The sequence below is a fragment of the Cobetia sp. Ld8 genome (assembly GCF_045066615.1).
GTDB classification, from domain to species: domain Bacteria; phylum Pseudomonadota; class Gammaproteobacteria; order Pseudomonadales; family Halomonadaceae; genus Cobetia; species Cobetia amphilecti.
On sequence record NZ_JBISHF010000007.1, the window covers coordinates 953741 to 967085 of the forward strand.

A 13345-nucleotide genomic window follows, 5' to 3' on the forward strand; every position below is an offset into this window, starting at 1 on the left:
GCACGCTGTACGCAACAAGGCACCACAATGACAATACGACCTGACAGGATGCCCGCATGATCGACTTCACCTTGAACGGGCGCGCGTGCCGACTGCCCTCACCTGCACCGGGAACGAGCGTACTCGAAGTGCTGCGCACCTCACTTGGGCAAGACGGCACCAAGGAAGGCTGTGCCTCCGGCGACTGCGGCGCCTGCACCATTGCCTTGCAGGGGCCGGGCCACAATGTGAGCACCGCCAATGCCTGCCTGATGCCCGCCCACCAGCTGGCCGGCTGCGACTTGATCACCGTCGAGGGATTGGCGGATGCCAGCCAGGCGCCAACCCTCTCGGCGGTGCAGCAGGCATTGGTCAGCACCCATGCCAGTCAATGCGGTTTCTGCACCCCGGGCATCGCCATGAGCCTTGCGGTGCTGCATGCCCGTCATCAGCGCCAGATCGATCAGGGCGAAGTGATCGATATCCGGCAACGCGACACCATGATCGACCATGCACTGGGCGGCAACCTGTGTCGCTGCACCGGTTATCGCCCGATCCGCGAGGCCGCTCACCGTCTGCTGCAAGGCGAATTCGGGCCAGCCTGCCTGCAGGACGCTGGCGATAGCACAGCGGAAGCGCACGACTCCGCCCCTGATGATGAGCGCGACACCGGCCGTTTCTATCGCCCTGTCACGCTGCAGGCCCTGCTGGCACTGCGCGCCGAGCGCCCGGATGGCGCGCTGATCGCCGGTGGCACGGACCTGATGCTGGAGCATACCCAGCGCCTGCGCGACTTCCCGGCCTTGATCGACACCACCCAGGTCGCGGCGCTTGGCAAGATAGAGGAAGGCGAGCATGCCGGTCAGGCAGGCTGGTGGATCGGGGCCGCGGTCAGCTATCACCAGCTGATGCCGCTGCTGCGGGAGCATTACCCGGATGGCGCGGAGTTGCTCACGCGACTGGGCAGTGAACAGATCCGCCATCGTGGCACCCTGGGCGGCAATATCGGCAATGCCTCGCCCATCGGTGACATGCCGCCGCTGCTGATCGCGCTGGACGCCTATCTCCAGCTGATGAGCCAGGACAATGAACGCATCCTGAAGCTCGAGGACTACTTCCTCGACTACAAGCGTACCCAGCTGATGCCGGACGAGATCATCTACTCGGTCTTCCTGCCACGACCGCTGCCCAACCAGCGACTGGCGGTGCACAAGCTGTCCAAGCGGCGTGACGATGACATTTCCACCCTGCTCGGCGTCTTCGCCTGGCGGCGGGATGCCAGCGGGCGCGCGCAGCACTGGCGGGTGGCCTTCGGCGGCATGGCCGGCGTACCGTCCCGCGCCCCGCACCTGGAAGCACTGCTGACGCTGCAAGCACTGGAGTCCCTCACGCCCGCCCGACTGACGGCGCAGACTCGCCAGCAGATCGAACAGGCCGTGCAGGCCGATTTCTCACCGCTCAGTGACGTGCGCGGCTCACGCGAGTATCGCCTGCTGGCCGCCAGCCATCTGATTCCCCGCGTGGCCCAGCGCATCCTGAATGAGCGCCAGCCCACGACTTCCCTCACGCCACTGGAGAGCCTCGATGCGTACCTTGCACAGTCTTGAGTCCGACGCCAGCGCCGCGCCGGCCGCCCCCGTTCTCCAGTCGCGTCAGCATGAAAGCGCCCAGCGCCATGTCAGCGGCTCGGCGCGTTATGTGGATGACCTGCCACTGCCCACCGGTACGCTGCATCTGGCCATCGGCATGAGTGAGGTCGCGCACGCCACTCTGGATGCGCTGGATCTCGAAGCGGTGCGCCGTGCCCCCGGCGTGGTCTGCGTGCTCAGCGCCGCCGACATCCCCGGTCACAGCGATGTGGGGCCGGTCTTCCCCGGCGACCCGCTGCTGGTCAGTGACATCATCAGCCATCATGGTCAGGCACTGTTCGTGGTCGCCGCCGACAGCGAGCGCGCGGCACGTCAGGCCGCGCGACTGGCCAAGGTCGCAACGTCCCCCCTGCCGGTGTGCCTGGACCCGCGCGAGGCGGCCAGCCGCGGTGATCTGGTGCGCCCGACCCACACCCAGGCACGGCTTGCCAATGGTCGCGCCGGCGATCTCGACAGCATCAGCACCAAACTCGCCAAATCCGCCTGGCACTTGAGCGGTGAGCTGGAAAGCGGCGGCCAGGAACACTTCTATCTGGAGAGTCAGGCCGCACTGGCCTTGCCCGGCGAAGATGACGAGATGCTGGTGCACAGCTCCTCCCAGCACCCCAGCGAAGTCCAGAAGCTGATCGCCGAAGTGCTCGGCGTGCCCTTCCACGCCATCACGGTGGAGACCCGCCGCATGGGAGGCGGCTTCGGCGGCAAGGAAACCCAGGCCGCACCGGTGGCCTGTCTGGCCGCGATGGTCGCCCGGCGCACCGGCCGCGCGGCACGCCTGCGACTGGCACGCGCAGATGACATGCGCCTGACCGGCAAGCGCCACCCCTTCCACCACCGCTATGAATTCGGCGTCGATGACAGTGGGCGCATCGAGTCCGCCATCATCGAGCTGACCGGCGACTGCGGCCACTCGCCGGATCTGTCGGACGCCATCGTCGATCGCGCCATGTTCCATGCCGACAACGCCTACTACCTGGGCAATGCCCACGTGCGCGGCATTCGCGCACGCACCAATGTGGCGTCCAATACCGCCTTCCGCGGTTTTGGCGGCCCCCAGGGCATGTTGGCGGTCGAGGCCGCGATGGAGGATATCGCTAGGCGTCTGGGGCGTGACCCGCTGGAGATCCGCAAGCGCAATCTCTACTGCGAGGGCCGTGAGACCACGCACTATGGCCAACACGTCAATCAGCACCCGCTGCTGGCGACTCTGATCGATCAGCTCGAGGACAGTGGCCGCTACTGGGCGCGCCGCGCCGAGATACGCGCCTTCAATGCCGCCAATCCGGTGGTCAGGAAGGGGCTGGCGCTGACACCGGTCAAATTCGGCATCTCCTTCACCGCCAAGCACCTCAATCAGGCAGGGGCGCTGGTGCATGTCTACACCGATGGCAGCGTGCAGGTGAATCACGGCGGCACCGAGATGGGCCAGGGCCTGCACACCAAGATCACCCAGGTCGCGGCGCGTGAACTGGGGCTGGCCGTGGACAAGGTACGCATCACCGCCACCCGCACCGACAAGGTGCCCAACACCTCTCCGACGGCGGCAAGCTCCGGGGCTGACCTCAACGGCATGGCGACGCGTGATGCCTGCCTGCGCCTCAAGATGCGCCTGCTCGACTTCGCCGCCGAGCATCTCGCCCAGCCACGCGTCAGCCTGAGCCTCACGGATGGTGAGCTGCATGGCCCGAGCGGTGTGCTGATGACCTGGGGCGAGCTGATCCAGGCGGCATACCTGGAACGCATCTCACTGTCAGAGAAGGGCTTCTATGCCACCCCGGATATCCATTACGATCGCGCCAGCGGCACCGGCCACCCCTTCTACTACTACGCCTTCGGCGCGGCGCTGTGTGAAGTGGTCGTCGATACGCTGAGTGGTGAATACCGTCTGGAAAGCGCCGAGATCCTGCACGATGTCGGTGATTCGCTCAATCCGGCCATCGACATCGGCCAGATCGAGGGCGGCTTCGTGCAGGGGATGGGCTGGCTGACGACGGAGGAGCTCAAGTGGAACGAGGATGGTCGGCTGCTCACCGATGGCCCGGCGACCTACAAGATTCCGGCGATCAGTGACGTGCCGGCCGGCGCGCTCAAGGTACGCCTGCTGGAGGGCCACCCCAACTCGGCCGCCAGCATCTACCGCTCCAAGGCGGTCGGCGAGCCGCCCTTCATGCTCGCCATCAGCGTGTGGGCGGCGTTGCGCGATGCGCTGGCCTCGCTGACCGACTATCGCCGCGCGGTGCGCCTGGATACCCCAGCCACGCCGGAGCGCGTGATGCTGGCGGCGCGCGAACAGCGTGACTGGCAGGAGCAGCACGACACTGCTGGCGCAGAGCCAACGCAGGTGCCGTCATGAGTGCAGTCAAGAGTGCCGCGACCGACCGCTGGTATCAGGCGCTCGCCGAGGCCCAGGCAGCGCTGACGGCGCATGCACTGGCCACCGTGGTGACGGTGGCGGGTTCTGCTCCGCGTGGTGCCGGCAGCAAGATGCTGATCACCCCGGATACGCTGTACGACAGCCTCGGCGGTGGACGGCTGGAGCAGCTGGTGGTGGAGCGCGCCCGCGAGAGGCTGGCCCGGGGGCAGTCAGGCTGCCTGCTCGAGGAGATCGCGCTCGGCCAGCATGCCCAGCAATGCTGCGGTGGCCATGTGCAGGTGCTGATCGAGCTGTACCCGGCGCTTGCGCCACGGCTGGCCCTGTTCGGCGCCGGCCATGTCGGGCAGGCGATCGTCACGCTGCTGGCACCGCTGGGCTGGCAGATCGACTGGCGGGACTCACGCGCCGAGCAGCTCACGGCCGCCACGACTCCGGCGGGTTACGAGGGCCGTGTAGCGCGTCAGGCGTTCAATATCTTGACTGACCTGCCGACCGCGAAAGCCGCGCCCGCCAGTGAGTCACTACCCGTGATGGCGGGCAGCCATGTGCTGGTATTGACCCATGATCATGTCGAGGACCAGGCGTTGATCGCCGCGCTCGCACCACGAGATGACCTGGCGTCACTGGGACTGATCGGCTCCAGCAGCAAGTGGGCGCGCTTTCGCCAGCGCCTGCGCGGCGATCTCGAGGAGCATCAGATAGCCCGCGTTCGCTGCCCGATCGGCGTGCCCGGCATTCCCGGCAAACGCCCTGAGGAAATCGCGATTGGCGTCGTCGCAGAACTGCTGCAGATCGAGGCGCGGCGCAGTGACGAAGCGGCCGTGAACTCGTCCGACAAGGCCACCGGACATGGCGCGTCTCTCCAAGGCACGTCAGCCCAGGGCACGTCACTGGACAGCCATGGACTGACGCGTCAGGGTGCCCGCCAGCTGCGCGCCCGTTTTGCCCCTGACGCGATGCACCAGACAGAAACGACACAGAAGGCCGAATGATGACTGACCAAGACACGTCGCACACTGCGGCCCGCCACCTGGATGAGCAGCGCCTGACGGCAGCCCTGCGCGCGGCCGCCAAGGACGCTTCCTGCGTCAGCCTGCTGCGCGGAGCGCTGCTGCATTTCGTCGCCGACCCTGCAGACGCCATGCTGAGTGAGGCGGCCTCGAGCGATGGCAGCGATATGGGAGAGACACGAGCCTCTGACATGGCGGCGACCCTGGCACGCGCCGTCGAGCACTACGCCGATGCCCTGCTGGTGATGCATGCAGGCCATGTGGTCGCCGTGGGCGATCATCGCTCGCTTGCCCGGCATGAGGCCGTGGGCGAGCTGATGCGCCTGTCTCCGCCGCGCAACGTCGAAGGCCTGATGATGCCGGGCTTCATTGATACCCATGTGCACTTCCCGCAGCTGGATATCATCGCAAGCTACGGCCACTGCCTGATCGACTGGCTGAATACCTACACCTTCCCCGCCGAGCAGCGCTTCGCCGACCCCGCACATGCCGCCGAGGTCGCCGATGCCTTCCTCGATGCGCTGCTGTGTCATGGCTCGACCAGCGCCCAGGTGTTCGCCACCTCACATGCCAGCAGTGCCGATGCCCTGTTCCGGGCTGCCCGGGCGCGCGACATGCGCGTACACGCCGGGCGCGTGATGATGGACCGCAATGCCCCGCCCGAACTGCTGGACTCCGGAGTCACCGCGCTCAAGGACGATGAGCGCCTGATCGCCGACTGGCACGGGCGTGACCGCCTCGGCTATGTGCTGACGCCGCGCTTCGCGCCGACCTCCACGCCCGAGCAGCTGAAGGCTGCCGGCCAACTGCTCAAGAGCCAGCCGGACCTGCACCTGCAGACCCATCTGGCCGAGAATCTCGATGAGGTGAAGTGGGTCGCCGAGCTGTTCCCCGACGCTCGGGATTATCTGGCGGTCTATGAGGATGTCGGCCTGAGCCATGAGCGCACCACCTTCGCCCACGGCATCCACCTGGACGATGGCATGCGTCAGCGCATCGCGGATCGTGGCGCCAGCATCGCCTTCTGCCCGACCTCCAACCTGTTTCTCGGCAGCGGACTGTTCGATCGCGCCAGTGCCCGCGCCATGGGCATGAACATCAGCATCGCCACCGATGTCGGCGGTGGCTCCAGCCTGTGTCAGCTGGAGAGCCTCAAGGCCGCCTATCAGGTCGGTCAGCTTCACGGCGCCGTCGCCCATGATGTGGCAGGGCTCGCGTCACGCGCCAATCAACCGCTGACGCCCTGGCAGGGCTTCTATCAACTGACGCTGGGCAATGCGCGCGCCATGCGCCTGCAAGACAAGGTCGGCAACCTGCGTCCGGGCATGGAAGCCGATGTCATCGTGCTCGACCCGGCCGCCACGCCCTTGCTGGCACGGCGCACTCGCTGGGGTCAGTCCAGCCAGGTGTCGCTTCAGGAGGTGCTGTTCGCATTGATGATGCTGGGCGACGACCGCGTGATACGCGAAGTCCATGTGGCGGGCCAGTGCCGCAAGCTGCACGGCCTGATGCTGAGTGCTTCTTCTGAGACGCCATCCAGAGAGCCTGCCGCAGCATTAATGCCATGAAAGCATCACAGCGATGACAAGTAATTGACATATGGCACCAATTCTCGGGATTGGTGCCATTTTTTCATCTTAAAGATGCGCGCAACGCGGATACTCAACGCTGAATCCACTCGCTATGATGGCGACATCTTCTTCCAAAAGGTCATGGGCGCTCAGCGACTGGCCTGCCACTACGAGGACCATCATCATGACTCCCACCGCCATCATGCAACGTCGTTATTCCACCAAGGCCTTCGATCCGGCACGCAAGATCAGCGCCGCCGACTGGCAGGAACTGGAAAACGTGATGCGCCTGAGCGCCTCCAGCGTCAATTCCCAGCCGTGGCACTTCCTGGTGCTGGAATCCGACGATGCCAAGCAGCGCTTCGCGCGCGCCGGTACCGATGACAAGTACGCCTTCAACTCGCCGAAGATCACCAATGCGTCTCACGTCGTGCTGTTCTGCACTCGCTCCACCCTGGACGACGACTACCTGAGCCACCTGCTGGACACCGAAGCGTCTGATGGCCGCTTCAAGAAGGATGACGAGTTCAGCGCGATGATGGACGGCGCGCGTCGTCTGTTCATCGACCTGCACCGTCATGACCTCAAGGACCTGCAGCACTGGATGGACAAGCAGGTTTACCTCAACTACGGCAGCCTGCTGTATGCGGCCTCCAGCCTGAACATCGATGCGGTGCCGCTGGAAGGCATCGACCCGGTGGCGCTGGATGCGGAATTCGGCCTGCGCGAGAAAGGCTTCAACGCCTTGGTCGCCGTGAGCCTGGGTTACCGCGCCGCTGACGATTTCAATGCCGAGCTGCCCAAGTCCCGTCTGCCGGCAGACGAGATCTTCACTCGCCTGTAAGGCTCGCGCTCAAGAGCGGATTCTGCAGATCTGTTCAGAGCAGCTGTCCGCAAGACATCGACGTGTCCGCCTTGCGGGCCAACGGCGGGCACGGGGGGCAGGTCGCCGCCCGTGCCCGCCGCATTGCATCCCGATGGCGGACATGCCACCTTTTCGAGGCAGGCCAGCGCAGTGCATTCCCGGCGGCGATGTCCGGCTTGCGTGCCTGATTCGTTTCGCCCATCCGTTACGTCCACTTCTTACGCCCACGACAGGATTCATGCCATGTCCATCAAGCTTATCGCGACACTGACCTTCCCCGCCGACCAGCAGGACAAGGCACGCGATGCTCTCGCCGAACTGGTCGAGAAGAGCCAGTCCGACAAGGGCTGCCTGCAGTACGAATTCTTCGCGATCGACAAGAACGTCGCGGAAGGTGAGCCGGTACCGGAAGGCGACTTCGTGGTACTGGAAGAATGGTGGGATGAAGACGCCATCGAAGCCCACGTGGCCACCGAGCACTTCCAAGGCTTTTTGAGCACCTTCGGCGAAGGCGAGATCAGCCTCAATATCCAGCGCCTGCTGACGCCCTGAGCCGCTGGGCGTACTTTCGCTCAGACAAGGCGCCGCGAGAGCAAAGACAGATCCCCGCCGGGCATCACGCCCGGCGGGGATCTTGCGTTTGTGGCACACGGGCTTGGCCTGCTGATCCGCTGGCCTGGCCGCGGGACACGCAACAAGTGATGGAAAAATCGATACGAGCACTGAACTTGGTTCACATCTTGCTTATAATTGGCTGCCCGCGCTGAACACTCCAGTGCCCGACACCATTTTCGCCATTGCATCGCGAGCAGAACAAGGAGCGTCACATGAGCCAATCCTCTTCCGATTCCAAGGGGATCGACGAACCACTGCTCGGCCTCGAAAGCTGCCCTTCGGTCCCCATCTCGGCACTCGCCGGCGCCCAGCATCTGCTGGCCAGTCTGGCCGGTATCATTGCACCGACATTGATCATCACCAGCGCGCTGGGCCTCGATGCCTACACCGCCAGCCTGCTGTCGATGGCGCTGGTAGTCTCCGGTGTCGCCACCTGGATCCAGTCCCAGCGCATCGGCCCGTTCGGCTCAGGGCTGTTGAGCATCCAGGGCACCAGTTTCAGCTTCGTGTCCGCGCTGATCACCGCCGGACTGATCGCTCGTTCGCAGAATGCCAGTGACGAACAGGTACTGGCGGTGCTGTTCGGCACCTGCCTGGCGGGCAGCCTGATCGAGATGGCGCTGGGCACGGTATTGCCGTGGCTCAAGCGGGTCATCACGCCCGTGGTCACCGGCGTGGTGGTGATGCTGATCGGCCTGAGCCTGATCCAGGTGGGCATGACGGACATCGGCGGCGGCTTCGGCGCCGAGGACTTCGGTGCGCCCGCCAATCTGGCACTGGCCGGTTGTGTGCTGATCACGGTGCTGGCCTGTCAGGTCTCGCGTCATCCGTGGCTGAGAATCGCCTCCATCTTCATCGGCATGGCCGTCGGCTGCATCATCGCCGCCATCGGTGGCCTCTATGATGCACCGCAGCTGGCCGATGCCGCCCTGCTGGCTCTGCCGCATCCGGCGACCCTGAATACCGGCTTCGATTTCTCGCTGGCCGCCTTCCTGCCGGTGGCCTTCATCTTCATGATCACCGCCATCGAGACGGTCGGTGACCTCACCGGCAGCGCACGCGCCTCGGGTCTCGCCGTGGATGATGAGCGGCACCAGAAGCGTCTGCGTGGCGGCGTGCTGGGCGATGGCCTGAATTCCGCGCTCGGCGCGCTGGCCGGTACCTTCCCCAACACCACCTTCAGCCAGAACACCGGCGTGATCCAGCTGACCGGCATCGCCAGCCGCCATGTGGGCCGCTACGTGGCCGGCTTCCTGCTGCTGCTGGGCCTGTCGCCCTTCATCGCCACCCTGCTGACCCAGATGCCGCGTCCGGTGCTCGGTGCCACCACTACGCTGATGTTCGCGCTGATCGCGGTGTCCGGCATCCGCATCCTGATGGCGCAGCCCATCGGGCGTCGCGAGATGATGATCATCGCGCTGGCCCTGGGGCTGGGGCTTGGCGTCGGCATGGTGCCGGATGTGCTGAACGCCATTCCGGGCGCCTTCGCCGATGCGCTGCGCTCGCCGATCACCATGGGCGGCCTGACCGCCATCATCGCCGAGCTGCTGCTGCCGAAGATGGAAGACGCCGAGGTGTTCAACCCAAAAGCGAGTGAGCGTGAGTCCACCGACAGCATCAGCGCGGACCAGGAACACGCCTGACCCGCAGCCCCAGCAATGAGACATGAAAGAACCGGCGCATCATTGGCCGGTTTTTTCATGTCGGTCTAGAAAGTTCGCACTTCGGGTGTCGGTCATCCAATCTCCACAGCAATGAGGCAGACTGCATGGGGTTGTTCATGCCGTCTCCACCTTTCAAGCAGTTTTACCATCAACACTCTTGCAATCAGTACTCTTACAATCAGCACTTATAGATTGGAACGCGCCATTGCGCCTCGGAGCCAGACACAAGGAACGTATCGCTCATGCTGAATACTCGACTCACCTCATCAAATGCGCCGGGCTTGTGCGCGCCTACCCGCTCGCGCATGGCGCTGAAGGCCCTGTTGGGGGCTGCACTGCTCAGCACGCTGAGTGCCTGTGCCAGCCAGGCGGGCCATGAATGGCAGGCCGACACCACCTATCACCTGACGGTGCTGCACACCAACGACCACCACGGTCGCTTCTGGCAAAGCAGTGATGGCGAATACGGCATGTCGGCGCGCAAGACGCTGGTCGACCGCATCCGCGCCGAGGTGGAATCCGCAGGCGGCAGCGTGCTGCTGCTGTCGGGTGGCGACATCAACACCGGCGTGCCGGAATCCGATCTCCAGCAGGCCGAACCCGACTTCAAGGGCATGAACCGCATCGGCTACGACGCCATGGCGGTGGGCAACCATGAATTCGACAATCCGCTGGAGGTGCTGCTCAAGCAGCGCGACTGGGCCGACTTCCCGATGCTGGCCGCCAATATCTATGACAAGACCACCGGCGAGCGCCTGTTCGCGCCCTGGAAGATCTTCGATGAGCATGGCATCCAGATCGCGGTGATCGGCCTGACCACCGAAGACACCGTGCGTATCGGCAACCCCGAATACTTCAGCAATCTCGACTTCCGTGACCCCAAGGAAGAGGCGCGCAAGGCCATCGAGGAGCTCAACGAGCATGAGCAGCCGGACCTGATCTTCGCCGTCACCCACATGGGCCACTATCAGAATGCCGAGCATGGCATCAATGCGCCGGGCGATGTCTCGCTGGCGCGTTATCTGCCCTACGGCGAACTGGACATGATCGTCGGTGGCCACTCCCAGGAGCCGGTCTGCATGGAGGGCACCAACCGGATGGCGGACTTTGCGCCCGGCGATGATTGCCAGCCGGACCGCCAGAACGGCACCTACATCGTGCAGGCGCATGAATGGGGCAAGTACGTGGGACGCGCCGATTACGAGTTCCGCAATGGCGAGCTGACCATGGTCAACTATCAGCTGATTCCGGTGAATCTCAAGAAGACCGTCGAGGAGAATGGCGAGCGCAGGAAGGTGCTGGTCGCGGAGGAAATTGCCGAGGACAGCGAACTGCGTGAATTCCTGCGCCCCTATCAGGAAAAGGGCCAGGCGCAGCTCAACGTCACGGTCGCGCAGAGCAACGGCAAGCTGGAAGGCGATCGCGACGTGGTGCGCTTTGCCCAGACCAATCTGGGACGCCTGATCGCCACCGCCGCCATGCAGGCCGGCAAGGCCGACTTCGGCGTGATGAACTCAGGTGGCGTGCGCGCCTCGCTGCCCGCGGGCGAGATCACCTACAAGGATGTGCTGACCGTGCTGCCCTTCGGCAATACCGTGGGGGTCGTGACCATGTCGGGCAGCGAGGTGCTCGAGTATCTCGAGGCGGTGGCCACCCAACCGGTGGACTCCGGCGCCTATGCCCAGTTCGCCGGCGTCAGCCTGCGCGTCAATCGCGAGGAAGGCAGCGTCTCCGACGTGATGATTCAGGGCCAGCCATTGGCCATGGACGCGCAGTATCGCTTCACCATCCCGAGCTTCAATGCCGCCGGCGGGGATGGCTATCCGAAGGTCACTGAGCTGCCGGGTTACCTGGATACCGGCTTCGTCGATGCCGATGTGCTCAAGGCCTATCTTGCCGAGCAGAGCCCCATCGACGTCGCGGCATACGCGCCCCAGGGCGAGATCGTCTATCAGTGACGCTTGAGGCTTCTGCTCTAAACATGCACCTGACAACGGGACGCCTCGGCGTCCCGTTGTGGTTTCCAGAGCCGGAATATCCTCGCCAGAGGCGGAAGTCGGACTATACAAGTGCGGATCGCACAGGTTTGATAAGACATGCGCACCACTACAACAAAGACCGTCGAGACCCTGGCCCATGAATCTCAACCGCACCGACAGTGAGCTGCTCAACCTGCTGATCAAGGACGGTCGCATGTCCTACGCCGATATCGCCCGCAAGCTCGGCATTTCGCGTGCCCATGCGCGCAGCCGCGTCCAGGCGCTGGTCGAGAGCGGCGTGATCGAACAGTTCACCGCCGTCATCAACCCCGACAAGCTCGGCAAGGGCATTTCCACCTTCGTGGACCTGACCGTCGCCCCCAGTGCCATCGAACGCATCGCCGAGGAGCTTTCCGCCTGCGTCGAGGTGGTCAGCCTCTATATCATGAGCGACCTGAAAAGCCTGCACATCCACACCCTCACCGACAGCTACGAGGCCTTCGATGCCTTCGTGCGCGCGCATATCTTCAATCGCGACGAGATTCTCTCCGTCGACTGCAAGTCGCTGATGACCCGCGTGAAGCACCGGCGTGGCGGCGCGCGGCTATGACGTCTCTGTCTCTGACGCCCCAGCCCCGGACGGCGCCGGGGCTGTCATTTCACTCGTCACCTCAACTATCACTGCTAGCGTCACTTCAACCTTGCCAGCCCGCGCAGCAGCCGTAGCGCGACCCACAGAAAGCCCAGCGGGAACAGCACCGTCTGGGTGATGAACAGCATGGTGAGATCGATCACCTTGTCGGTCATCGCATCAAAGCCCTGGGTGACACTGGTGATCGGTCCGCCGACCCAGCCTTCCATGCTGCCCTTGAACTGCTGCCACCAGCTGCGCTCCTCGTGCGCGCCGCCTACCTGCTTGTCGGCGACTTCCGCCAGCTGCTGCTGCGTCACGCTCAGCTGCGCCATCTGGGTATCGCGACTGTCATCGAGAAAGGCCTGACCCGCGGCGCCGCTGGCCAGCGCGACACTCAGCACCGCGAAGCGCAGTGCGATGCCCCACAGGGCCACGCGCAGGATGGCCACCTGCCACCAGCGCTGACGGGAATGCATGCCATCGGCCGATTGGCGACTGCCCGTGAGCAGCCCCAGCGCTGCCAGCAGGCAGGCACCGCTGGCGAATGCCTTGATGATCAGCGAGCCGGAGATGCCCAGCAGCAGCTTCTGCAGCGCCAGCGAGCCGGTCGCCGCGAACATCACCCACGAGAAGCGCTCGATCATGTCATTGGCGGGGTCCAACGCTTCCCCGGGCGAGACCTGAAACACCTGCAGGTCGATGGTCGAGGACTGCAGCACCGAGATGGTCGCGTTCAGGCCCTTGGCGATGGCAAAGGCGCTGAACGCCTGGCCCAGAGTGGCGTCGAGGAAATCCAGCGCCCACTGCTGCGGCATCTCCCACCAGGCAAGCACCGCCATCACCACCAGGATGGCGACCAGCAGGATGCGCGGCACCTGTGCCTCTCCTGGTGCCCCGGGCGTGACGGGCAGGCGCGGCCCGGCAGTCTTCGCCACGGAGGTGGATGAGGCGGCAGGCGAAGACTCCGAGCGAGTGGCGGGCTCTTCAGGCTCATGAGGTGACATGCAA

Annotated in this window: 10 protein-coding genes; 9 read left to right on the top strand and 1 reads right to left on the bottom strand. The window is 64.7% G+C overall.

What is annotated here, in order from left to right; translation table 11 throughout:
• Positions 1 to 56 precede the first annotated feature (56 nt).
• The 9 genes from ACJJV2_RS08800 (at position 57) to ACJJV2_RS08840 (ending at position 12313) form a co-directional block, all read left to right on the top strand.
• Positions 57 to 1586, top strand: coding sequence for a xanthine dehydrogenase small subunit (locus tag ACJJV2_RS08800; RefSeq protein WP_405280073.1), 1530 nt, complete (start codon positions 57 to 59; stop codon positions 1584 to 1586).
• Positions 1564 to 3978, top strand: coding sequence for a xanthine dehydrogenase molybdopterin binding subunit (xdhB, locus tag ACJJV2_RS08805; protein WP_405280076.1), 2415 nt, complete (start codon positions 1564 to 1566; stop codon positions 3976 to 3978). Before ACJJV2_RS08800 ends, xdhB begins: the two co-directional genes overlap by 23 nt.
• Positions 3975 to 4991 carry a xanthine dehydrogenase accessory protein XdhC gene (gene xdhC / locus ACJJV2_RS08810; RefSeq protein ID WP_405280079.1) on the top strand — a complete coding sequence of 339 codons (1017 nt, stop codon included), beginning with the start codon at positions 3975 to 3977 and terminating at the stop codon, positions 4989 to 4991. The genes xdhB and xdhC overlap by 4 nt, the downstream gene beginning before the upstream one ends.
• Positions 4991 to 6577: a guanine deaminase gene (guaD, locus tag ACJJV2_RS08815; protein ID WP_405280082.1), complete on the top strand. Its 1587-nt coding sequence runs from the start codon at positions 4991 to 4993 to the stop codon at positions 6575 to 6577. The genes xdhC and guaD overlap by 1 nt, the downstream gene beginning before the upstream one ends.
• 187 nt (positions 6578 to 6764) lie before the next feature.
• Positions 6765 to 7424 (top strand): oxygen-insensitive NAD(P)H nitroreductase, encoded by a 660-nt coding sequence (nfsB, locus tag ACJJV2_RS08820; RefSeq protein ID WP_405280085.1) that lies wholly within the window; start codon positions 6765 to 6767, stop codon positions 7422 to 7424.
• Between the two features lie 264 nt (positions 7425 to 7688).
• Positions 7689 to 7997 carry a putative quinol monooxygenase gene (locus ACJJV2_RS08825; RefSeq protein WP_052384416.1) on the top strand — a complete coding sequence of 103 codons (309 nt, stop codon included), beginning with the start codon at positions 7689 to 7691 and terminating at the stop codon, positions 7995 to 7997.
• Positions 7998 to 8272: 275 nt separating this feature from the next.
• Positions 8273 to 9703: a uracil-xanthine permease family protein gene (locus ACJJV2_RS08830; RefSeq protein WP_405280089.1), complete on the top strand. Its 1431-nt coding sequence runs from the start codon at positions 8273 to 8275 to the stop codon at positions 9701 to 9703.
• A 263-nt stretch (positions 9704 to 9966) separates the two neighbouring features.
• On the top strand, positions 9967 to 11682 hold the full coding sequence (gene ushA / locus ACJJV2_RS08835) for a bifunctional UDP-sugar hydrolase/5'-nucleotidase UshA (protein ID WP_405280092.1): 1716 nt from the start codon (positions 9967 to 9969) through the stop codon (positions 11680 to 11682).
• A 178-nt stretch (positions 11683 to 11860) separates the two neighbouring features.
• Positions 11861 to 12313, top strand: a complete 453-nt coding sequence (locus ACJJV2_RS08840; RefSeq protein WP_043332694.1) for an Lrp/AsnC family transcriptional regulator — start codon at positions 11861 to 11863, stop codon at positions 12311 to 12313.
• A gap of 80 nt (positions 12314 to 12393) precedes the next feature.
• On the opposite strand, the gene ACJJV2_RS08845 is transcribed toward ACJJV2_RS08840, so the two are convergent.
• Positions 12394 to 13341: a hypothetical protein gene (locus ACJJV2_RS08845; protein WP_405280096.1), complete on the bottom strand. Its 948-nt coding sequence runs from the start codon at positions 13339 to 13341 to the stop codon at positions 12394 to 12396.
• Positions 13342 to 13345 lie beyond the last annotated feature (4 nt).

Excerpts from the sequence above, each read along its gene's own strand:
- ACJJV2_RS08800 (WP_405280073.1), top strand. The coding sequence starts at position 57 with ATGATCGACTTCACCTTGAACGGGCGCGCGTGCCGACTGCCCTCACCT.
- xdhB (WP_405280076.1), top strand. The coding sequence starts at position 1,564 with ATGCGTACCTTGCACAGTCTTGAGTCCGACGCCAGCGCCGCGCCGGCC.
- xdhC (WP_405280079.1), top strand. The coding sequence starts at position 3,975 with ATGAGTGCAGTCAAGAGTGCCGCGACCGACCGCTGGTATCAGGCGCTC.
- guaD (WP_405280082.1), top strand. The coding sequence starts at position 4,991 with ATGACTGACCAAGACACGTCGCACACTGCGGCCCGCCACCTGGATGAG.
- nfsB (WP_405280085.1), top strand. The coding sequence starts at position 6,765 with ATGACTCCCACCGCCATCATGCAACGTCGTTATTCCACCAAGGCCTTC.
- ACJJV2_RS08825 (WP_052384416.1), top strand. The coding sequence starts at position 7,689 with ATGTCCATCAAGCTTATCGCGACACTGACCTTCCCCGCCGACCAGCAG.
- ACJJV2_RS08830 (WP_405280089.1), top strand. The coding sequence starts at position 8,273 with ATGAGCCAATCCTCTTCCGATTCCAAGGGGATCGACGAACCACTGCTC.
- ushA (WP_405280092.1), top strand. The coding sequence starts at position 9,967 with ATGCTGAATACTCGACTCACCTCATCAAATGCGCCGGGCTTGTGCGCG.
- ACJJV2_RS08840 (WP_043332694.1), top strand. The coding sequence starts at position 11,861 with ATGAATCTCAACCGCACCGACAGTGAGCTGCTCAACCTGCTGATCAAG.
- ACJJV2_RS08845 (WP_405280096.1), bottom strand. The coding sequence starts at position 13,341 with ATGTCACCTCATGAGCCTGAAGAGCCCGCCACTCGCTCGGAGTCTTCG.